At 45.4% G+C, this 22,625-nt stretch carries 20 protein-coding genes; 15 read left to right on the top strand and 5 right to left on the bottom strand.

Annotated elements, in window-relative coordinates; genetic code table 11:
- The first annotated feature begins 74 nt into the window (after positions 1–74).
- The 4 genes from PPA03S_RS06895 (at position 75) to PPA03S_RS06880 (ending at position 5,903) form a co-directional block, all read left to right on the top strand.
- Positions 75–1,220: a glycerol dehydrogenase gene (locus PPA03S_RS06895; RefSeq protein WP_062321151.1), complete on the top strand. Its 1,146-nt coding sequence runs from the start codon at positions 75–77 to the stop codon at positions 1,218–1,220.
- On the top strand, positions 1,217–2,986 hold the full coding sequence (dhaK, locus tag PPA03S_RS32030; protein WP_068963977.1) for a dihydroxyacetone kinase subunit DhaK: 1,770 nt from the start codon (positions 1,217–1,219) through the stop codon (positions 2,984–2,986). The genes PPA03S_RS06895 and dhaK overlap by 4 nt, the downstream gene beginning before the upstream one ends.
- 356 nt (positions 2,987–3,342) lie before the next feature.
- Positions 3,343–4,521 carry an alanyl-tRNA editing protein gene (locus PPA03S_RS06885; protein WP_062321150.1) on the top strand — a complete coding sequence of 393 codons (1,179 nt, stop codon included), beginning with the start codon at positions 3,343–3,345 and terminating at the stop codon, positions 4,519–4,521.
- A 77-nt stretch (positions 4,522–4,598) separates the two neighbouring features.
- On the top strand, positions 4,599–5,903 hold the full coding sequence (locus tag PPA03S_RS06880; protein WP_062321148.1) for a hypothetical protein: 1,305 nt from the start codon (positions 4,599–4,601) through the stop codon (positions 5,901–5,903).
- A gap of 206 nt (positions 5,904–6,109) precedes the next feature.
- On the opposite strand, the gene PPA03S_RS06875 is transcribed toward PPA03S_RS06880, so the two are convergent.
- Positions 6,110–6,451: a DUF1801 domain-containing protein gene (locus PPA03S_RS06875; protein WP_062321289.1), complete on the bottom strand. Its 342-nt coding sequence runs from the start codon at positions 6,449–6,451 to the stop codon at positions 6,110–6,112.
- 2 nt (positions 6,452–6,453) lie between these two features.
- Positions 6,454–7,029 (bottom strand): GNAT family N-acetyltransferase, encoded by a 576-nt coding sequence (locus tag PPA03S_RS06870; RefSeq protein ID WP_082704030.1) that lies wholly within the window; start codon positions 7,027–7,029, stop codon positions 6,454–6,456.
- Positions 7,030–7,285: 256 nt separating this feature from the next.
- Here PPA03S_RS06870 and PPA03S_RS06865 point away from each other — a divergent pair, with 256 nt between their 5' ends.
- From PPA03S_RS06865 to PPA03S_RS06825, 8 genes are all read left to right on the top strand, one after another.
- A complete protein-coding gene (locus PPA03S_RS06865; RefSeq protein ID WP_062321146.1) occupies positions 7,286–7,741 on the top strand; it encodes a GNAT family N-acetyltransferase in 456 nt (151 codons plus the stop codon).
- 358 nt (positions 7,742–8,099) lie between these two features.
- The gene (locus tag PPA03S_RS06860) at positions 8,100–9,452 is read left to right on the top strand and encodes an amino acid permease (protein WP_157283989.1); all 1,353 of its coding nucleotides are present in this window, start codon (positions 8,100–8,102) and stop codon (positions 9,450–9,452) included.
- Positions 9,453–9,740: 288 nt separating this feature from the next.
- Positions 9,741–10,889 carry a WXG100 family type VII secretion target gene (locus PPA03S_RS33650; RefSeq protein ID WP_068963975.1) on the top strand — a complete coding sequence of 383 codons (1,149 nt, stop codon included), beginning with the start codon at positions 9,741–9,743 and terminating at the stop codon, positions 10,887–10,889.
- A complete protein-coding gene (locus PPA03S_RS06850) occupies positions 10,886–11,431 on the top strand; it encodes a hypothetical protein (RefSeq protein ID WP_062321144.1) in 546 nt (181 codons plus the stop codon). The genes PPA03S_RS33650 and PPA03S_RS06850 overlap by 4 nt, the downstream gene beginning before the upstream one ends.
- A 298-nt stretch (positions 11,432–11,729) precedes the next feature.
- Positions 11,730–12,326: a CdiA family toxin C-terminal domain-containing protein gene (locus PPA03S_RS06845; RefSeq protein WP_062321143.1), complete on the top strand. Its 597-nt coding sequence runs from the start codon at positions 11,730–11,732 to the stop codon at positions 12,324–12,326.
- 11 nt (positions 12,327–12,337) lie between these two features.
- Positions 12,338–12,715: a ribonuclease toxin immunity protein CdiI gene (gene cdiI / locus PPA03S_RS06840; protein WP_245683533.1), complete on the top strand. Its 378-nt coding sequence runs from the start codon at positions 12,338–12,340 to the stop codon at positions 12,713–12,715.
- A gap of 953 nt (positions 12,716–13,668) precedes the next feature.
- Positions 13,669–14,160 (top strand): RNA polymerase sigma factor, encoded by a 492-nt coding sequence (locus PPA03S_RS06830; RefSeq protein WP_062321139.1) that lies wholly within the window; start codon positions 13,669–13,671, stop codon positions 14,158–14,160.
- Complete coding sequence (locus PPA03S_RS06825; RefSeq protein WP_062321137.1) at positions 14,157–15,167, top strand: anti sigma factor C-terminal domain-containing protein; 1,011 nt, start codon at positions 14,157–14,159, stop codon at positions 15,165–15,167. Before PPA03S_RS06830 ends, PPA03S_RS06825 begins: the two co-directional genes overlap by 4 nt.
- A gap of 215 nt (positions 15,168–15,382) precedes the next feature.
- On the opposite strand, the gene PPA03S_RS06820 is transcribed toward PPA03S_RS06825, so the two are convergent.
- Positions 15,383–16,288 carry a LysR family transcriptional regulator gene (locus PPA03S_RS06820; protein WP_062321135.1) on the bottom strand — a complete coding sequence of 302 codons (906 nt, stop codon included), beginning with the start codon at positions 16,286–16,288 and terminating at the stop codon, positions 15,383–15,385.
- Between the two features lie 141 nt (positions 16,289–16,429).
- Here PPA03S_RS06820 and PPA03S_RS06815 point away from each other — a divergent pair, with 141 nt between their 5' ends.
- Positions 16,430–17,473, top strand: coding sequence for a 2,3-butanediol dehydrogenase (locus PPA03S_RS06815; RefSeq protein ID WP_062321133.1), 1,044 nt, complete (start codon positions 16,430–16,432; stop codon positions 17,471–17,473).
- A gap of 250 nt (positions 17,474–17,723) precedes the next feature.
- Here the strand turns inward: PPA03S_RS06815 and PPA03S_RS06810 are convergent, their stop codons facing one another.
- Positions 17,724–18,233 (bottom strand): GNAT family N-acetyltransferase, encoded by a 510-nt coding sequence (locus tag PPA03S_RS06810; protein WP_062321131.1) that lies wholly within the window; start codon positions 18,231–18,233, stop codon positions 17,724–17,726.
- A gap of 165 nt (positions 18,234–18,398) precedes the next feature.
- Positions 18,399–19,166: an AraC family transcriptional regulator gene (locus PPA03S_RS06805; RefSeq protein WP_157283987.1), complete on the bottom strand. Its 768-nt coding sequence runs from the start codon at positions 19,164–19,166 to the stop codon at positions 18,399–18,401.
- Positions 19,167–19,360: 194 nt separating this feature from the next.
- Between PPA03S_RS06805 and PPA03S_RS06800 the strand changes: the two genes are divergently transcribed.
- Both PPA03S_RS06800 and PPA03S_RS06795 read left to right on the top strand, forming a co-directional pair.
- A complete protein-coding gene (locus PPA03S_RS06800; RefSeq protein ID WP_062321128.1) occupies positions 19,361–21,682 on the top strand; it encodes a beta-L-arabinofuranosidase domain-containing protein in 2,322 nt (773 codons plus the stop codon).
- Positions 21,683–21,768: 86 nt separating this feature from the next.
- Entirely contained in the window at positions 21,769–22,341 is a 573-nt protein-coding gene (locus PPA03S_RS06795) for a Uma2 family endonuclease (RefSeq protein WP_245683532.1), read from the top strand.
- Positions 22,342–22,625 lie beyond the last annotated feature (284 nt).

Raw genomic sequence — 22,625 nt, 5'->3', positions numbered from 1 at the left:
TAGCCTTGTTGAAGGCATACAGGTAATTTATGCAGTAAACGAACTTATATCATCCATAGGAGGTTTATATCATTATGAGAAAAGCATTTATTAGTCCAACGAAATATGTGCAAGGTGAAGACGAATTGTTGAACCTCGGTTACTTTGTGAAATCCTTTGGTGAATCTGCACTGCTGATCGCACATCCGGATGATGTACAGCGTGTAAAGGCGAAGCTCGATGCAACGGCACAGAAATTCAATATTACGTTTGTTGAAAGCGGTTTTAGAGGAGAATGTTCCCGGGAGGAAGTCGCTCGTCTTCAGGAAATTGCAAAAGAAAAAGGATGCACTTGTACGATCGGTCTTGGTGGCGGTAAAGCGATCGACGCAGCCAAATGTGTGGCAGAAGGCGACGCGCTGATCATCTGTCCAACCATCGCGGCAACGGATGCGCCAACAAGTCACTCGGCTGTATTGTACACCCCGGAAGGTGCTTTTGATGACTACGCTTATTTCAAGCAAAGCCCGAGTGTTGTTCTTGTGGATACAACCGTTATCGCCAACGCACCAACACGTTTCCTCGTTTCGGGTATGGGTGACGCGTTGTCAACGTACTTCGAAGCAAGAGCTACAGCGAAATCGTACTCTCGCGTGAACGCAAGTTTGCCGATGGGTTCCCGTGAAGGATACACGCCATCCGCAGTAGGTACGAATGCAGCACTCGCGCTGGCGAAGTTGTGTTATGAAATGCTGCGGACTGACGGATTGAAAGCAAAAGTAGCCAGTGACAGCAACGTCGTGACTCAAGCGCTGGAAAACATCGTTGAGACCAACATTCTGTTGTCTGGTCTTGGCTTTGAGAGTGGCGGACTGGCCGCAGCACATGCGATCCACAACGGTTTGACGGTTCTGGAGGGTACACATCACTTCTTCCACGGTGAAAAAGTATCCTTCGGAACGATTGCACAGCTCGTCCTTGAAAATGCACCAACCGAAGAGCTGCATGAAGTCATGGACTTCTGTCTTGCTGTGGGACTGCCTGTAAGCTTGGCGGATATCGGTGTAGATACCATTAGTCAGGAAGAGTTGTTGAAGGTGGCCGAGATCGCATGTATTCCGGAAGAATCCATTCACGCCATGCCGTTCCCGATTACTGTTCCTGAAGTGGCAGCTGCCATTGCGGCGGCTGACCGTATGGGACGGGACTACAAAGCAGCTCGCCAGGGGGAGAAATCATGAAGAAAATCATTAACCAAGCAGAACATGTTGTCATGGAAATGTGCAACGGGATTGCGCTGGCACACCCGGAACTTGAATTTTTGAAAAAATATAAGGTCATTAAACGCAGAGAGATTAATGGGGATAAAGTCAGCCTCATCAGCGGCGGCGGCAGTGGTCATGAACCTGCTCATGCAGGTTACGTCGGCAAAGGCATGCTGGATGCTGCGGTCTGTGGAGATGTATTTGCATCTCCTTCCCAGATTCAGGTATATCAGGCGATTAAGGCTACAGCCAGCAAGAAGGGTACGCTTCTAATTATCAAGAACTACAGCGGCGACATGATGAACTTCAAGAACGCGGCGCATCTTGCAGAGGAAGATGGCATTGATGTGCAATATGTACGGGTTGAGGATGACATTGCAGTGCAGGACAGCCTGTATACGGTAGGACGCCGCGGTGTTGCCGGAACTGTATTGGTGCACAAAATCGCTGGAGCCGCAGCCGAAGAAGGCCGCAGTCTGGCAGAGGTGAAAGCCGTTGCCGAGAAAGCAGCTCAGAACGTACGCAGTATCGGATTTGGATTCACCTCCTGTACTGTGCCTGCTAAAGGCACACCAACGTTTGAAATCGCTGAGGATGAGATGGAATTCGGGGTAGGGATTCATGGTGAGCCAGGCATTCGCCGTGAGAAATTAGTATCTGCGGATGAACTTGCAGGACGCATGGTCGAAGCGCTGCTTGCAGACATGAAGCTGGACAACGATGTATCGGCTGACATTGCTGTGCTGGTTAACGGCTTTGGCGCTACACCTTTACAGGAGCTTTATCTGCTTAACAACTCGGTTCAGCGTGAGCTGGCACACCGATCAGGACTTGGTGTAGCCACTACGTTTGTTGGCAATTACATGACTAGCATCGATATGGCAGGCGCATCGGTAACCATCCTGAAACTGGACGATGAACTGAAAACGTTGTTGTTTAAGGAAAGTGATACACCTGCATTTAAAGTATCCGGTCCTCCAGCAGCGCAAGTGGCATATTCTGAAGCACTGGAAGCCGTCGTGACTGAAGATGCGCCAGTATCCTATGAAGTGGAGACACCTGCAGCGTCCGCGGTAATCATCAACAATCAATTCTCCCTGGATAATATCGTCTACCTGATCGATAAGATGAGTGAGATCATCATCAAGAACGAAGTGCCGTTCTGTGAACTGGATTCCCATGCGGGTGACGGCGACTTCGGCATGAGCGTAGCGAAAGGCTTCAGACAACTCAAGCGCGAATGGAACCATATTGTGAACGAAGAGAAAAAAAATATCGGTTCATTCCTCGATGCATGCTCTCTGGTCATTATGGAATACTGCGGCGGAGCATCCGGCCCAATCTGGGGTTCGGCGTTCCGGGCAGCAGGCAAAGCCGTTGGTGACAAGCAGCAATTGAACGTTGCCGAATTCGCTGACATGATGCAGGCGGCGGTGCAAGGGATTCAATCTACAGGCGAACGTTCCTTCGGACGTGGTGCCGTTGTAGGTGACAAGACATTAATTGACGCACTTGTCCCTTGTGCAGACTCATGGACGCAAAGTGCGAAGTCCGGAGATGACTTCCAAACGGCGTTTGCCAAAGGTGCTGAAGCTGCAGTAGAAGGTGCGAAGAAAACCGAAGACATCGTGGCACGTATGGGCCGTGCGGGTGCTGTTGGTGACCGCAGTCTAGGCTACCCGGATGCCGGCGCGTATGCGCTGGGTGTTATTTTCACAGAGCTATCCGAGTCCATGAAATAAAAATGGAGTGCAACGAGATTAAACTTGGCCACTCCGATTGCAGACCATACTTGATTTAGACACTCAGGAACTACACAGATAGAAATCTGTCTGTTTCGCTCTTGTGTCTATACCAAAATTAATATGACTGCAATCTCCGTTTTGGTGTAATCATAGGTACAATCCATATCCAACGTTTCATTTAACGTGGATAGTGGATATAAGTAAGGAGACCGCTCTGTAGCTTGGCTTACAGAGCGGTCTTTTTGATATGGAAAAGCAGTGATGTGAGGTGGGAATTTGGCTTGCAGGTTCCAGATAGTGTAATCTGGAGAGTATGAATAGCCATTTGAACGAGAAGGGATCGGGATGATTCGATGACGCAAAAAATCTATTATGACTCCGCGTACACACGGGAGTGGCATACACAAATTACAGGTAGAGTGGACAAGGAAGATGGCATATATGTGACGCTGGCAGAAACAGCTTTTTACCCACATGGGGGCGGACAGCCTTGTGATCTGGGGCAGATCGGCGGCATTGATGTACTGGATGTGATTAGTGAGGACGGTGAGGTCTTGCATAAGCTGGAGCGTGCGCCCGAGCAGAATGAGGTGGATTGCCACATCGATTGGCAGCGCAGATTCGATCATATGCAGCAGCATACCGGGCAGCATTTGCTGTCGGCCATTACGCTGAAGCTGGCTGATGCGATGACGTTCAGTTTTCATTTGGGGACGGATTATATCACGATTGATGTAGCCGCAGCTGAACTTGGTGCGAACCAACTATCTGCAATTGAAATGGAGGCCAATCAGCAGATATACCGAAATGCCAGAATCAGCAGTTCCTGGGTCACTGCGGAAGAAGCGGCACGACTGCCGCTAGTGAAGCAGCCTTCCGTCATTGAAGATATTCGCATCGTAGAGATCGAGGGTGTGGAATATAACGCTTGCGGTGGAACACATGTCTCAGCCACAGGTGAGATCGGAATCATTAAACTGTTGAAAACCGAGAAAGTGAAGGGCGGCACCCGGATTTATTTTAAGTGTGGATACCGTGCATTGAATGAGTTCAACGCTGTGTATAACGTGCTGACCGGAATTTCGGCCAAATTGAAAACGAGCCGTGAAGAGCTTGCGGATCGAATCGACAAAATGGAAGCAGAACAAAAACAGCTGCAAGCAGAGCTGAATGCTGTGAAAGCTTCCCATGACGCTTATTATGCGCAGGAGCTTTTATCTGCACGGGAAGGGCTTGTCATTGCTCAAATCTTTGAGGACAAATCGCTCAAGGATATGCAAAGTCTGGCCACCAAGCTGACATCAGAACATGAGGGACTTGTCCTCTTTGCGAGCATCTCGGAGGCCAAGGTCGTTCTGGCACAGAACGGGCAGCCGCCAGAGTGGGCTTGTGGACCTTTCTTCAAGGGCAATCTTGGAGCCTACCAGGGCAAAGGTGGCGGCAGCGACAAGATGGCTCAGGCGGGCTTTGCCAGCAGTGAAGATGCGCTTGCATTTTATGAATTTACGAAGGACCAATTGGGACATCACTAATCTACCATCTCGCTGATCCATATGGATTGGACTCGATGGATCGTGAAGCGAGATCAATGCAGAGGAGGTACCCATCGATGACAGAACGCATTCCGTGCATACGAGAGGGGTGCCCAAATACGATTTTGCCAGCAACGGCTGCCCGAACAGGTGGGTACTGCATGCCTTGCAGGCAGGAGATGGAACGTGAGGCACATCAAAGATACATTGAAGCCAATCGGCGCGATGTAAACTTGTATGAGGGAATGACGGACCCTGTGGAGATTTTGAAAATCATGCATACAAGCCAGGTTCATGATCCGCTAATCCGTTATGTGGCATACGAGCATTCCAAAGAACAGGTATATCTGTCCTTGTCTACGGAGCAGCAAGCCCTCATGATCGAGTATGCGATGCAGCTGATTCGTACAGGGGATGACGATACAGGTAAAGATATTTTGGTATATCTGGTCTGTTACCATGATACCTCGTTGTCTGCACAGATTCCTGAGCTGCTGGAGCATGAAATCTACTACCCTGCCGTTATATATAAGAGTGCCTCGGCCGAAGTGCGTGATCAACTCTTGCAGCAGGTGAATACTGATGACGAGTATCGGAATAATCTATTGCTCATACTCGCCTATATTGGAGATGAAGTGGTCGTACGTCAGTTCCAGCAATGGAGGCAGTCGCCACCTCGTTGGGCAGATCAGCTGCATGTTGCACCAGAGTACTATACAACCGAAGCCGGTTGGGAGTTAACGAATGATGGCCAGCGCAGGGATTTATTTATCTCCCCAAGTTATTCACTCTATAAAGTAATAGAAAATGAAGGGGCTGACGGCACGTCAACTGGCGATCCGATCTCCATGCTATTGGGAAGTGGAGATAACTGTGAGTGGTGTGGCAGTCCGTTAACAACCCTAATTGATCTGGATGTACGGCATCCGGCACTGCAGGACGTTGCGTGGAACAGTGAGCGACTTCAAGTGCAGACTTGCGTTATATGCAGCTGTTACGGCGTAGTGTATATGGAGATGGATTCAGCAGGTGTACCGTGCTGGAGTTCGCATAATGTGATGCCAATGGATTCGGATGATCTTGACCCCGATGACTATGTTCAGCTTGCACCGGATGCAGGCCGGCAGTTTCAGATTGCGACTCAACCACGTCATGCGTTCCATGCCAGTGAGTGGGCGATGGAGCCTTCTACATCCCAGATTGGGGGCCATCCCGGATGGGTTCAGGACGCGGAGTATCCGATCTGCCCATGCTGTTCCACGAGAATGAAGGCTGTTGGACAACTGGACTGGGGCGAGGTTGAGGAATACGGGGATGGCATGTATTACATGTTCATATGCGAGCCGTGTCAGATGACCGCGGTATCTTATCAACAGTCCTGATGAAGGAAACGATGATCTGTTATTTCATAGATGCGATTTAAATTGTAATGACAGCTGCATACCTAAAAGGGGCTATCCCATATGTCTAGAACATTATGGGGAGCCCCTTCGTATGATTAGGTCAACCAGATATGCTGGTTGACCTTTTTGATGGTCGCTAGAGCCGGTTGAAAGAATCTGAGAAACCTTATATCCTCAATTCCAGCTTAGAGTTCTGCCGATGCCTGTGTCAGAAGGGAAGCCAGCCACTCATAGTCGGGGGTATCTTTTTCCTTGATCTTAATAGTTTTGCGTTCCGCCGGGCCTTCAAATATCCCATCTGGCAGTTCAAGTCCGGTTGCATTGAAGATCGTGAAGGAAACCGCCGGTTTGGAAGGGGAGATGACCGCTGCATATTTACCGTTTTTCAGGAAATGAGGTTTCTTGTATTGCACACGTTCCTGTACGTCAGGGATGGAGTGATGTACCAACTCCCGCAGTTTACCTGCAATCTGGGCTTGCCAGGGAACGGGGATTTGTTCGATAAATTCAGTGACTTCCGTATTCATATTCATGCTTGTCCGCCCTCCACATGGATTTGATTTTGTGCTTCCCATTCCGGTCGTAGAATTCCCATCCATAAGCGATCGTAGCGCTTGCCGTCACGATACACGGCTGATCTGGCACGACCCTCCAACTGAAAGCCGACCTTCTCATACGCACGGATGCCCTTTGCATTATAGGCGATGACATCCAGACCTACCCGGTCCAGATTCAACTCATGGAAGGCATACCGCAAAATAAGATTCAACGCTTCCGTTCCATATCCCTTGTTGCGATTCTCTGCGAGTCCAATGCCAATGGCAAGCTGTCCGCAGCGGTTGTTCCATTCAATGCTGTGAATGACAACGAATCCAATGAGTTGTTCATCCTCACGTGTTCGAAGCCGGAAGTAAACTTCCTTGTCCTTTGTCTCGCCTTCGTCCTCAAGCTGCTTTTCCGAATAAGGAATGGCAATATCCGTATCCACATTTCGCAAATATTCGGGATCTTCATTCCATTGCAGCATCGTCTGCACGTCTTCAGCACGGGGCGGAGTTATTTTCAATCGTTTGCTATAAAACAGATTTTCAGTAGATAGTGTCATGATGGTCTCCTTTGAATAAGTTAAGTTTGCTTCACCTCAATACGACAATGTGTTATATGGCTGCTACGCAATATTCTTCGCCCCTTTTATGATCAGATAGCCTCACTATAATGGAAATTTAAGGGCATCACAATAGACATTTCATTCGGAATTTTGAAGTTGTTGTCAGAAAACCTGTCATGGTAGTACTATATAAACCATAGACATGTATTCAGTGATACAACACACAACAAAATTGTCGGCAGGAGTGGTAGATATGGAGATCAAAGTAGACGATTTGAACGGCCACCAAGTCATTGGATTGATTGCAGAACATTTGCAGGGCATGGCAGCAGATTCGCCACCGGAAAGCATTCACGCTCTGGATCTGGATGGATTGAAGAAACCTGAGATTACATTCTGGTGTGCATGGGAAGCGGAAGAGCTGCTGGGCTGCGGTGCCATGAAAGAATTGAATTCAGAGCATGCAGAATTGAAGTCCATGCGAACAGCGTCAGCTCACCTGAGAAAAGGCGTAGCGAGACAAATCCTTGCCCATATTATCGGGGTTGCCCAGAATCGGGGATACAAACGGATCAGTCTGGAGACGGGTTCGATGGATTCTTTTATCCCGGCGCGGAAGTTGTATGAGGATTTTGGGTTTGTATACTGTGAGCCATTTGCAGATTATAATTTGGACCCGAACAGCGCTTTTATGACGAAGGAATTATAGTTTAAATAAGAAGCAGAAAAGCACAGCAGGGACACAGGGAACCAGTATTCTGTTGCATACAGACCGCTGGTTTTTTGTGTTTAATGATTGTTGTGCGAAGTGGTGGACTGCAACAAATCATACATATTGGAGATTGCAAGAAGAGTAGAATGTATTCAGATGAACGGATTGAATTGCATACAGATTGCCTTGTATCATTGTGGGGTATAAAACATAGGTCATGTCAGCATCGCTTTGGGATGAATTGGCCATACGGAACTGCTGGGCTGAGGCATGGACAATAGGGTATACTGGACATTATGTGTATATAAGCATAAAACAGGATTGCAGACGTTTTTTACATCAGGAGGATTGGAATTTGGCTCAGACAGAAGGAACATTGCAGAAGAAACTTAAACCAAGGCATATTAGCTTTATGGCTATGGGCGGTGTCATTGGAACCGGAATTTTCAAAGGAAGCGCCGAAACGATTGGACTCGCAGGTCCGGGAGTCATTGTAACGTACATTTTTGCAGGATTATTGTTACTGGTTGTCATGGCTGCGATGGCGGAGATGGCTACGGTGTATAAGAACAAAAATATGAAAGACTTTGTGCAGGAAGCATTCGGCAGCAGAGTCTCCTTTATCATGGGATGGATGTATTGTTTCCTCTGGTTATCGGTATGTGTAATTGAGGTGATCGCAGCAGGGAGCTTTTTGCAGTATTGGTTCACTGAAGTGCCATTATGGATGCTAAGCCTGGCATGTGCGGTGTTTATTATACTGATCAATCTGCTGAGTGTAGGTGTATTTGGGGAATTTGAATTTTGGCTGGCTGGCATCAAAATCGCCATGATTATTATTTTTATTATCCTTGGTGCGGGTCTGATCTTCGGGATCATTCCAAGTGACAACACGCCTTATCTGCAAAATTACACGCAAGCAGGTGGCTTCTTCCCCAATGGATGGTCATCGATCTTCTCGGCACTATTGGTCGTCATGTTCTCGTATGGAGGATCTGAGCTTATTGGCTTGACCTTAACGGAGACGGAAAATGCGGACAAGGTGATGCCCAAAATTGTGGGGAACTTTATGTTGAGAATTATCTTGTTCTTCACGTTACCGATTCTGATCATCTGTGGCTTGATTCCGTGGAATGAGCTGGGGCCGGAGAGCAGTCCGTTTGTGCAAGTACTTAGCTCTACGGGACTCCCGGGTGCAGCGCATATTATGAACTTTATTCTGGTGACAGCGGTTTTGTCTGCTGCGAATTCCGGTATTTATGGTGCCTCCAGGATGATGCACTCCATGGCGGTAGGTGGTGAGGCTCCCAAGGCATTATCACAAACGAATGGTAATGGTAGCCCGATTAACACACTGTTAGTATGTGCCGTAGTCTTGCTTGGAGGCTCCATGTTGGGACTGTTCGCACAGGATCAGCTCTTCCGCGTGCTGCTGGCGGTTCCGGGGTTTGTCGTGATGCTCGTGTGGATCTGTATTGCCACTTCACAGCTGAAGCTAAGGAAAAAATATCCGGTACAACCGACATTTAAAGTCTGGGGATTTCCTTATATTACTGGAGCTGTGGTGCTATGTCTTAGTGTGATTGCAGTGATGTTTGTGTTTGATGAAGGCAATCGTTTCAGCATTAGCATCTGTTTGTCTGTCCTTGCTGTGCTGATTATCTGGTCTCTGATTCGATTCAGGAAGAGGAATGGACGAACAGTTTAGTATGGGGGGGGAGTATGCAAATGTAGAACAACATGACATCTCGGCGCTTGCGCCGGGGTGTTTTTTTGTATGCACTAAGGGAACGATCTTATTTCGGAACTGGAAGATCTGTTTTTGTTATATCTGGGACGAATTAGGGGTAATACGAACTAGATAAATAAACCGACAGTCTCTACGAAATGATCTGTGTTCACTTTATAATAAAAGCCCATGTACATATGAAGCTTATAGTACTCTAAACAACAAATATTCGTATAACAACGAAATATATTTAGAACGAGGTATCACATGACGACGATAAAAGTAACTCCTGAACAGTTGATATCTGTTTCGAAACAATTTGCAGCAGCTCAGAATCAGGTTTTTCAGATGAACAGCATCTTGAAACAACATTTATTCGAAATCGAAAGACAGTGGGATGGTAGCACAAAGGAAAGGTTTTATGTTGATTTTATGGTTGCGCAGCGGGTGATGGATGACTTTGTTTCATTATCTCTGTCCATTGCCAAAGAGCTACAAGGGCATGCGGAGAAATTCAGACTTGCAGATCAGCAAGTTCTGCAATCCTATGATCCAAGCTGTGCAGCACCACCGCCGGATGAATGCAGGGCACCAGCAGCTGATACACGTAATGCTTTTCAGAAGTCTGCCGACAGTTTGGTCGAATTGGGACAAGCCTTTATGCAATCTGCGGATGATCGATATCAGAAGCGATATGATAGTATAGGTGGTTTTTTGGATTACTGGACATTCGGTATTCCGAGTGGTCTGGTTCAAGGTTATGTGGATCGGGCAGATAAAGCATTCAATTCCCCCAATGATACGGCCAATTGGCTTACATTTGGTATTCATGGTACGATCCGTGAAGCGACGTTTCCAACGAATGCCTGGTCTAGTGAGCACTGGGCGAATATATTTGGCGTAGGTGGATTGATGCTGGGTGGCGGATATGCCTCTTCAATGATTAAGCCACATAATCTATTAACCTCTAAAGGAGGTGGAGCGAGAATCAATTCCTTTTCCCATCCTGGAACAGGGAATACTGGAGCATATAATCCTAATTTCACAGGGGCGACTGGACAAGGATTAGGAAAACTTGAAGGGATGGAAATAAACGTATCACAAAAAGGGCTTGATATCGTAAAAACCCATATTTCTACATTTGATTCTTATGCTCCTAATCAAGCGATGATACAACGAATAGAAAGTGCTCTGCAAACTGGTAAACCATTGACAGGAGCAGATGCTAGCTTTTATATGCATGAAGTCTCTGAGTTTACAAAAATGGGGAAAGGTATGGGCTATGATGCTGCTCATGCATCTGCAATACAGAAATATGAAGTTTCTCCATTTAGCGTTTATCATCCTGATGTTATTAAATCCATGCCTGGAGAATTTAATTCTTCTTGGTTTAAATTTTGGGGGTTAGAAAAGTGAAAGTTATTAATGATTTGGGTAAATTCAGAAAAGTGGTATTATGGAAAAATGAATTACCCTCACATCCTAAAGAAGCAGACCATGAGCTGGAAATATCATTGCAATTAACTAAGCCAATAGTTTCTGAGAACAAAGAATTGGCGGTGGAATTGAAACTGCCTAGGAATAGTTCATACTATGCGTTACTGGGTTTAGAATTTACTCCGAATCAAACTTCAGAACTAAGAATAAAAATTAAAATAAAAAATAGTTCCGATGACTTATACGATTCAGAGTTAGAACTAAACGAAGAGATATATTTAGGTATTCCCTCCGAATATGCCAATTCAATAATTAATTCTGCAAAGGAAGTCTTGCTTGAGTCTAGTTGGCAACATTCAGGAAGCATTACATTTACTTTAGGCGCTCATAGTTTAATTGGTTCTAGCGAAGCTGTGTTTTCTAAAGTAACCAAGGTTTTAGTAGCTCTATTAGAAAATGAACTATCGTTAGGTTCTTCTCTAAGTGATAGATCAATCATCCTTTCAGAAATGGACAAATAATTTGTTGTTAATGTGATTGAACCTTGATTGGCTTTATGCCTTTCAAGGTTCTTTTTTGTTGGGGCTAATCAATGAACTCATTATTCAATCAATAACACATACAACCCATAGTTCCCCGTATGAGATATTACCATTTAATTTTTACACACATCAAACGCCTTGAAACAACATTTATTCGAAATCGAAAGACAGTGGGATGGTAGCCTGCGGACGATTGATATCCAAAGCGCTATGATAGTGTAGGGGGATCTCTGGATTACCAGAGATTCGGTATTCCAAGTGGTCCGGTTCAGGGTAGATGACGGGTGGTTTTAATGGTTTTCAGGACCAACGCTTGCGAATCACTGAAAACATTGCCGAAAGTAGAAAGGCTAGAGAATCCTCAAAATTTTCTGAATATGTGGAGAAGGAGACTAAGGGGACGGGTAAAAATGTTTTCTCTTATACTGCAGACTTTGAGGATCATATAATTAATGTGCAGGGTATTGTGAGAAAGAAAAATAAAGGAGTTGTTGGGGGACATAACAGGGAAAACTTCGAGAAGGCATTTACTGATGAAGGATGGAATCTTGAAGATTGTATAATTTATGAAAGAAAGCATCCTTATATTGATGGAATAACAGAATTAAAATATGGAATTCCAGCATTAGATAGGGAAGGTAATATTATAGTGGGTGAGCTGAAAAGTATTCCAAAACCGAAAACTGTTTATGATCCCCAAAAGATATCGGATGCAGATATTATTAAGTGGGGGAAAGAGGCTATGGAAAATGGTAAAGTAGATGGGCGTGTTGTTAGGGGAAGTTCATCTAATGGTTTAGAGTTTGAAGGATATATTGATGAAACGACAGGAAAAGTAACGAATGTATTTCCTATAGTCCCAAGAAATGAGTAGAGGTGATAGTGATGGATCAGGAAATGGGATATGATAATGAAAAAAATAGAAAAATGGTATTAAATTATTATAAAGTCTTAGGGGATGATAGGTTTTTAACGATTTTAGACAGTTACTCAAAAGGAGAAGGATATGGAGTAGAAGCAGTATGGTGTGTATTTGCTCATGAGTTCAAATCATGGGAAGAAGATTACTTCGGTGATACGGGAGTTATCTATTATTTTGATTATCCTATTGTGCCAGAAGAAGAGTCAGTTATTTTAGATAATGAAGTTTTTATTAAGTATTTGAAAGAAGCATCGACCGAGTACCTTACTCGTCATCCCGATCAGCTTGCTACTGTAGAGAATTATATGTCAAGGATTGAAAAAGAATTTGTTTCAAGCTAACTTGCTGATGACTTAAAGTCGAAGAGGAATGGTGGGGCTACCCAGTACCGAATTAACCCATCATTCACCAATAACACAAATAACCCATGTAATACCCGTATAAAGATTTCTTCATTTCGGTTGTACGCACATCAAATGCTTTAATTTCACAACCTAAATAACGCTATTTCGTTACATTGAACAGGTCGATTATGGTCAGATACCACCATAATTGATCTGTTTTTTGTTATGTTCGCTTTCTCACAGGATTTTCAAAATTCTATACAACTGTAAATTACGTTTCCTGATGGATGTAGTGCTAGAAACATTGCACCTAAATTGCAGGATAGTTCGACCACTATATTGGAGGCTGTATCTGAACCATTTTTACAAGGAAGTATGCAACGAATTTGACAGTAGTAACGATCTTTATTGTGTAAGGATAATCTGGTGACGACCAGTTGACATACAACAGGCAGGGTAACGTTTAAAGGCTAGCCACCGGCCCTCTAATTAAGCCCGGAATTCATGAAAAAAATTCGGGAGGGGGTGGCATATGAAAGGGGCAACGGTATCCATAGACCGTATTGTCATTGACTTTACAGACGTGTACTGGGACTTCTTCAATGAGTTCCATAAACGAAACTGCCACTATTACGGGGTCAGGATGACGGTGGGGGATAGAGGATTTCAATATCGTATCAGAATCAACACAGGGGAACACTTCCTACACCTCTCCTATAAGTTGGTTTATGCTCCGAAAACTCGAAAGAACACGCTAAGAACATTTAACCCACGTAAGATCCGTATGAAGGTTTCTCCCTATCGTTTATACACACAGAAATGCTTGATTATTATAACCTTATAACCGTTTCATCGAAACGCAATAAAGAAAATACCGGATTAAGAAAATTTTCTCGGAACTTCTAACATTTCAGATGTCTGTCCGTTATACCTGTGAAAGGTGGTGAAGCATGGACGCCGGACAAATCAATGAACTGTTACAGCCAAAGCTAACTGAAATCCGGCATTATCTAATTAGACTTGGCGCTTGTCCAGCCGATGCAGAGGATATCTTGCAGGAGACTGTCTATAAAGCTTTTCTATATATAGACTCAATCGAAAATGACAAGTTAAGTGCATGGCTCTATAAAGTGGCTATTAACCGCTATTATGATCTTTGTCGTCGCAAAAAATGGAATACCCTACCGATAGACGACATGGAAATACCGGATTCTAAAGTGCCTGAAGATGCTCTGTTGCAACAGGAAAAGAAAGAGGAAGTGGAGGCTGTTCTCAGTAAGCTTGCTCCACTGCATAGGCAGCTTTTAATCATGAAATATGAGATGGAGCTTTCATACCAAGAAATAGCGAATTTACTCGGGATACGGATCGAACACGTCAAATCGTCGTTATATCAGGCGAGACAGCAGTTTAAAAAGAGATATAGGAGTGAGATAAAATGAACGGACAACATAAAGAGAATGATTCAGTGAATGTAAGCAAAATGGTCAGGAAAGCGAAGAGAGCTACGACGATTCGAACCGTTGCGATCTCCCTCTTGGTATCTTTAATTGCGTTTTTTGGAGTAATGCTGGGCAATCAATATTTGACAAGCTGGAGTTACAATCGTGCAAACAATAGCGAGCAGATCATGAACCTCATTAGCGGACCTGATGAAAAGCAGACAGGACAGGTCAATTACAGCGGTTTCCTGAATGGAACCTTTCAGTATTATACAGCTAAAGTTATAGAGGGCGTGCCTATCCCGTGGGCGGATAGAAAAATCAGTTATAAAGTGTTCCCCTTTATTAATTTTGTCACCTTTGGGGGGGATACGTCACAATCGGTTTCGTTACAGGATGAGAACATGAAAAAACAAGGTTATGAGTATACACGTAGCTACAATGGATTAAATGGACAAAGAGAAATGTTATTTTACATTCCCAAAGTCGATTATAATGGTAAAATTCTGAATGATCTCCCATTACTTCAGGAGATGGATCAAGACAAGTTGGTAGAAATGGCAATATCGTTCGACAAAGATTATTCTTTAAGTGAAGTCAAACAGATGATTCCTCCCGGGGTAACCCAATCCTGGTATTGGGTGGATACGTATGACAACAAAGCATTTTATGATCCTTACATTGATGGAAATGGGAATAAGAGTTATGCAACACCGGATGTAGAAGATTGGGTGAAAGGCTTTGGGATCTCACATTCCGATTCAAGTGAAGTGAGCGAGAAAACATTCTTGGAAGCATTGGAACAGGGAGTTCAACTGAAAGGACATTATCAGTATGAGTTCAACCGGATATACAATTATTTAAAAAAAGACAAGGCCAAACCTGATGAGAGTGATATTCGCATTTTGGGAGCAGTGGTTACAGGTACAGCAAAAGAACTCCAAGTCCTAAACGGACAGTTTTATGTTAGAGGTATAACTTTGGGGGCTGTGGTAGACAAATTTTAAGCTCAAACTTCGCTTGAGTTAACGGTAAGTTGTAGTTTAAAACATCGTCAGTCAGGAACTGTCGGTGTTTTTGTATTTTGCTTAGTTTTTGGGTAGGGAATAGTCGAAAAGGCTTACATACAGTGAAGCAAGCTGAACCCATATCGAATAAAGAACACTCTGGTACAAGCCCCGGAGTGTTTTTTTATACCCAAATTATGCCTCAGACTCTGCCATCATAACTGATCCAGCTCAATCGCCTGTCTGAAGCGTTGGGCAAAGCGTTCTGCGGCTGCAGCAACCTCTTTGGATTCAGTCTGTACAAACCCGATTTGCATTTTGGGCTGGTCGATCGAGGCGATTTCTACCATTTTCGCAATGCCTTCTTTCCATAGCGGATGTTGGTGGAAGGAGAAATCATGACCAATGGTAGCGGCAATATTGTTTCTTAGGACGGTGCTGATTGCTTCCGAGTTGTTCGTTTTGAACAGGATAGACAGAGGGCCATAATCATACGTGAACTCCTGAAGGAAATCTTCAATAAATCCATCGCGATACAGAGCCAGCTTATGTTCTTTTAATTGTTCGGGAGTGACTCGGCTAAGCTTGGCTAACTCGGATTGGTGATGAGTGCACACAACCAGTTTGCCTGAATACATGGGAGTGAAATGCAGCCCATCGAATTCCCTCAATTGTCTGGCGTAGATGGCGATGAAGCCCAGATGGGTTTTGTTGTTGCGGATATCCTCGATGATTTCCATGGAACCTTTCTCTTCAATGGCAATATTCAATTGAGGATGCTCACGTTTCATATCTGCCGCCGTTTGCACAAGGTAAGGCATCACACTTGGAAAGGTGGCGACATGCAGTTCTCCGGTTAAAGAGGACGTCTCGGCATTCAGTGATTTCAATTCATCAATTCGCTGCAAAATATCGAGTGCCTTGGCAATAAATTGTTTGCCTTCAGGAGTGGGAAATGTCCCCTGCCGGGAGCGTTGGAACAGAATCATGCCGAGCTCATTTTCCAGACGGTGGATCGATTGGCTGATCGCCGACTGAGTGACATGCAGGTGCTCTGAGGCAGCCGAGAACGATTGAGTTTTGGCAATTTCAACGACATATTCAAGCTGTTCCAGATTCATGGTTTCATCTCCGTTTTAGCATTAGTACAGATAATATTAACATTAGTATCTATAAATATGAATAATACGTATGCAGCGATATAATGTATAGACAATCATTGAATTTCAAATTTATAGAATCAATATAAGGGGATGTATCACATGAAAGCAGCCGTATGGTATGCCAAAAAAGACGTCCGGGTTGAGGAACGGGAAATACCGGTAGCCCAATCGGGACAAGTGAAAATCAAAGTAGAGTACGCAGGCATCTGTGGCAGTGACTTGCACGCTTACCATCATGGCGTAGGCATTCAGGAAGGGCAGAACCACCCGCTCTCAGGACAAAAAGCGCCGCTGACACTTGGGCATGAATTTGCAGGAACCGTCAGTGAATTGGGAAGTGATGTAAGCAGTATCAGTGTAGGAGATCGTGTCGTTGTTGAACCGTTGTATCATTGCGGACAATGTGAGTACTGTATCCAGGGGCGCTATAACCAATGTTCCCAATTCGGATTTATTGGATTGAACGGCGATGGTGGCTTTGCTGAATACGTTGTGGTTGAGGCGTATATGGTGCACAAGCTGCCGGATAATGTATCCTTCGAAGAGGGTGCACTGGTCGAGCCTACAGCGGTAGCTTTTCATGCGGTTCGCCACAGCAAGCTGAAAGTGGGCCAGAAGGTTGCTGTGTATGGCGCGGGTCCAATTGGACTGCTAACGATCCTGTCAGCCAAAGCTGCAGGTGCTTCCGAAATCTATGCGGTAGACGTGTTTGAAGAACGCCTGAATCTGGCAGCCAAGCTGGGTGCCATTCCGGTGAATAGTGCCAAGGTCAATGCAACTGAAGTGATCATGCAGCAATCTGGTGGAATTGACGTGGCGTATGAAGCAGCGGGTGTGCAGCCAACCATGGACAGCGCCGTAGCCGTGATCAAAAAAGGAGGAGAAGTTGTTGTTATCGCAGCAATTCCAAATCCGCTTCAGGTGAATTTCTTCGACCTTCTGGTGAAAGAAGCGAACCTGACAGCAACGCTGGCCTATCGCCATATCTTCCCTGAAGTCATCTCTTTGATTGCTGAGGGAGCACTTGATGTGAAACAGGTGATTACCAAAAAAATTAAGCTGGATGACATCGTTCAGGAAGGGCTTGAACTGTTGATGACCGACAAGAGCCATGCGAAAATTCTGGTGGAAATCGGCGGTTAAATTAGAAATTGGAGCGAATAACGTGTCCTCAGTTCGTTAGACCAGAATACGCAAAAAGGGGTGTCCCCGTCATGCTCATGACGTGTGGGACTTCCCCTTTTTGTGTTAATGACGTTGTACTGTAGATATACCCTAACCCTAACTTTTTCCTTAATACTGCCTTACCTGTAATATCGCCGTACTGCGACACCTGTCCCGGTTCCGGTTCCTTTTGTCCTCTGCCGTTCTCGCTCTTTACCGTTTGTACGAGTTATGAATCATAACGGTAGCAGATCGCTTTGCCCCCGCTGCTCTCGGAACTGAATTCCGGGTCTTCTACAAAACCGAAACGTTCGTATAATCGGATCGCGTTGACCATTTGGCCACCTGTATATAAATACACTGTATTTTTGCCCATGTCTTTGGCAGATTCAACACATTGTTGAAGCAGTTCTCTGGCAATACCGTGACCTCTCCACTTGGGATCAACGCCCAACAGTCGAATAAACGGATAATCAATAGGCAACTCGAAGTTCGGGTAAGCCTTATGCGCAGTCTCAAACAATTGGACCGTTCCGACGATCTGATTATCTATTTTGGCAACCCATAATTGCTTGATATAAGGATTGCTTGGCGATTCTCGAATATCCTTCAAATAATGTTCCCATTGTTCCTCTTGTTGGAACGTGTCCCGATACTCGGAGTAACTTTCAATGAGAATATGTACAATCTCTTCATGGTCAGCTTCCGTAGCGGGATGAATTGTTACTGCCGTTGTCATCTCAAGTTCTCCTTCTGTTCTTGGTTTAATAAAAGATATAGTTGACTTGAATTGTATCACACCTCGTGTAACCGAATTAATTCAAATGTTCTATATATGACTCATAAATTTCTATGAGTTGGTATGTGCACACAAGCGATGCAAGGTTCACGTGTACCCAATACATTATAAGCGGTTGAGCTGTGTGGAATACAGATTATTGCGATATTCGGTGGGAGTATTGCCTTCGTATTGTTTGAACATGCGCAGGAAGAGTTTATAGTCCGAAAAACCGCATTGTCCTGCAATTTCTTTGACACTGGCATTGGTATTTAGCAGCAACTGTTTGGCCCGACGAATTCGTTCGGTGAGGATATAGGTTTTGAGGCCAATGCCTTTCTCGCGCTTCACCATTTTGGAGATATAGTCCTTGTTAAAATTAAAAGTCTCGGCAATCTTGCTTACCGTAATGTCCATATGGAGATGAATATCCACCCACTTGCAGATATGGTCAACGATCGCATTATGCGGTCGATAACCCGCCTGTGTGTTGCGTTCCAGTTCTTTGAGCAGCAGCAGCAATGCCGCATCCGCTTCTTCCTTTGAGAACGATGAACTATGAAGCAGCTGCTTGAACAGCTGATTCGCTGTGGATGGAACCTGAATGGTGGCATGGGTAGGATAGTGGTCGAACTCTTCGTCAAGTGAATCATAATGCACCCAATAAAAGCTGACGGGAGCATCGCTGACCTGATAGCCATAATGGGTGCACCCAGCCCTCAGAAACAGCAGATCGTTTGCACGAACGACGAACTGTTCTTCCTCCTCCGCAATGTACATCTCACCCTCCAGCATCAAAATAATCTCGTGAACCGGCATGCTGCGCTTCATGTGGCTCCAATTGCCTTCGGTTATGAATTTGCCACATAGATAATGTTCCAATCGCTTTGGCATAGGACGGATTTCTCCACCTTTTCTTGGATTATGAGTCTGATGTACTTGTATTTTATTTGATAATATGAGGATGTTCAAGGATTGGGTTGTGAAAGGTCGCATGGAATATATAAGTCGTAACACGGATTTTACCCTTTATACATTCATTAGAGTATAACGACATATCGACTACATACCAAGGAGGAGCGAGCATAATGATTGAAACGAAGAAGGGGTTTTTGGGACCTGAGCATGTGGATCTGTTAAATGGTGTTTTCCAAACGTCACAACAGGTGGGAGAACGGTATTTGTTATCGCTGGACATTGACCGATTTTTGGCACCATGCTTTGAGGTTCACGGATTACCTGCCAAAAAGGAACGCTACGCCGGTTGGGAGGCGCGCTCCATCAGCGGACATTCCCTTGGTCATTATCTGTCTGCCCTGGCTGTGACCTATCAGGCGACACGCAATGAAACGCTAAAACAAACACTGGATTATGCCGTCAGCGAGCTTGCATCCATTCAACAGACCACGGGAAGCGGGTACATTGGTGGCTTGTCGGAAGAAGCTTTCCGCATGGCTTTTCGAGCAGAAAATATTGGTGGCTTTAACATCGGGGATTACTGGGTGCCCTGGTACAGCGTACACAAAATCTACCGCGGTCTCATTGACGCTTATAAATTAACGGGGAATCAGCAGGCACTTGGGGTGGTCACACGTTTTGCTGACTGGGCTGTAGAGGGCCTGCTGCCGATGACCGAAGAACAGATGCAGTCGATGCTTCAAAGTGAGCACGGGGGCATGAATGAAGTCTTTGCACATTTGTATGGAATTACGGGCAAGGCCTTATATCTTGAGATTGCTAACAAGTTCACCCATCAATTGATCCTCAGACCATTGGAACAGAAGCGGGACGATCTTCAGGGCAGACATGCCAATACACAAATTCCGAAAGTCATCGGTGCAGCCGAAATTTACAACCAGGACCATACCCATGAGAGTTACCGGACAGCGGCGGAGTTCTTCTGGGACACCACGGTTCATCATCGTTCTTACGTATTTGGTGCGACGAGTATTTCAGAGCATTATGAAGCCAAAGGCATGGAGAGTCTGGGCATCAAAACCGGAGAGAGCTGCTGTACCCACAACATGTTGCAATTGACCAAACAACTCTACGTCTGGAACCACGACAGTGCCTATATGGACTATTATGAAAACGCCATCTACAACCACATCCTGGGCACGCAGGACCCGGACACAGGGAACAAAACGTATTTTGCATCAACCCTGCAAGGGCACTATAAAATCTATGGAACGCACGACACCGCCTGGTGGTGCTGCACAGGGTCTGGTATGGAGAACCCGGGCAAATACGCCGAGGCAATCTATTTCGAGGATGAACAGGATCTGTACATCAATCTGTATATCGCTTCCCAATTGGACTGGACTTCACAGGGGATATCCCTGAAGCTCGAAACTGACTTTCCTTATTCGGAAAAGGTAACCCTGACGATCACCGAAGGCAGCGCCTCGGCCAATCTTAGACTACGCGTGCCCTCATGGCTGCAAGAGCCCATGACGGCAACGCTCAACGGGGATATGACCCATCCGTATACCCGGATGGAAGCCGGATACCTCTCCATCGACCGCACATGGACTGCCGGCGATGTCATCACCATCACGCTGCCGATGTCGCTCCACCAATACACGTCCCGGGATGATGCACATAAGGTGGCATTCCTGTACGGCCCGATTGTACTGGCAGGAGCACTCGGAAGCGAAGGGCTGCCTGAGGATACCATTGTGGACGAGACGGCACTGAATCCCAAAACTGCACCTGTGCCTGTAATCTGGACAGAACAGGAGGATGTGAGGGAGTGGATCAAGGTGGTGGATGCTGGGACATTGACGTTTGAGATCAGCAAGGATGTCACCTCCGACGGCAACCCGGTGAAGCTGATCCCGTTCTATGATATACATCATGAGTTCTATACCGTATATTGGCCGTTTAACGATGCAGGAGATGCTTTGGAGAAGGAGTTAAATGATATTACCATCGACAGGGTACAACCTGACGGTCAGCAGGATGAGATTGGACATCAATTGGATAGCAATTGCCGTGCCGAACATCATAACGGTTCGTACACAGACAGCCGCAACAAGCTGCATATGTGGCGGGAAGCCTTTGGTGTCAGCGGGGCCTATTTCAGCTACCAGCTGGCGGTGGACGGTTCTGCACCGAATGTTCTATGCGTGGCGTACTGGGGTGGGGATTGGTCTTCATTTGAACGAGAGGGTACGAAGTATGAGAGAACATTTAGTATCGCTGTAGATGGAACTATGGTGGGTGAACAGCGGATTCATATGAACAAGATTGGCGAAGTATTCTACGTTACCTATGACATCCCTGAGACGGTTACATCAGGTAAAGACAGCGTGCGGGTTGCATTTCAGGCGCTGGGTGACAACGGCTGTGCCGGGAAAGTGGTGGATGTGCGCACAACACGAAGCAAACCGGAGTTTATGATATCGTAAAAAAAGGAAGAGTTGACCACAAAGTCAGCAATGCAATGATATAGTGAGAGCAAAATGCTGATCAGGGATCAAAGGAGGTTGGACGTGTGGCAAGCCCGGACGGTACAGGAATGTATAGCTTTCAGGATTGGCTGACCTGGGAGGGAACTTGGGAGTTAATTAACGGGAAAGCTTACAGCACGTCTCCAGCACCCACCTCAGTACACCAGTTTATTGTGGGTGAGCTGCACTTCTCCCTGCGTACTTTTTTTCAGAATCGAAAATGTTTCGTATTTGTTGCACCCTTTGATGTGTATTTCAGCGAGAATGAACAATATGACGTACCTGACCATGTGGTACAACCGGATCTGTCGGTGGTTTGTTCCAAAGACCAAATTTCCAAAAATGGCTGTCAGGGTGCGCCGTCTCTCATTATAGAAGTGCTGTCTCCTTCAACTGCGCTGAAGGATTTTAATGAGAAGTTTAATCTGTATCAGAAATATGGTGTGAATGAATACTGGATTGTTGACCCTGGCAATCAGACCGTTCATGTGTACACATTGGAAGAAGGCAGTTACCAGAACCGTCATCTGTACACAGAGCAAGAAACGATTCAATCGGTGTTATATCCGGAACTGGAGATTCCGCTTCGGAATTTATTCAAGCTGAATGCTGAATAGATCCGAACAGATCTGCTCTAAGGTATTTATAAGAAGAACACAATATTATTCACTCCGGCGCTGGCGTCGGGGTGTTTTTGCTTTTTATCGAACAAGCCCTATATAAAAAATGACACGCACGCCGTATTTCCACGTATTACCTGATAACATTTCTTTTTCCGCCACGATTGTTCGAGGGCACCCGACTTGTTTACAGAGGTTACAAAATCTTATCCACGTTGTCCCTTTAAAGATGAAATGGGATAAGCCCAAGCCACGTATATTATGATTATCCATATTAATCC

The sequence above is a fragment of the Paenibacillus pabuli NBRC 13638 genome, assembly GCF_001514495.1.
GTDB classification, from domain to species: Bacteria; Bacillota; Bacilli; order Paenibacillales; family Paenibacillaceae; genus Paenibacillus; species Paenibacillus pabuli.
This window is presented reverse-complemented; position numbering and strand designations above follow the sequence as displayed.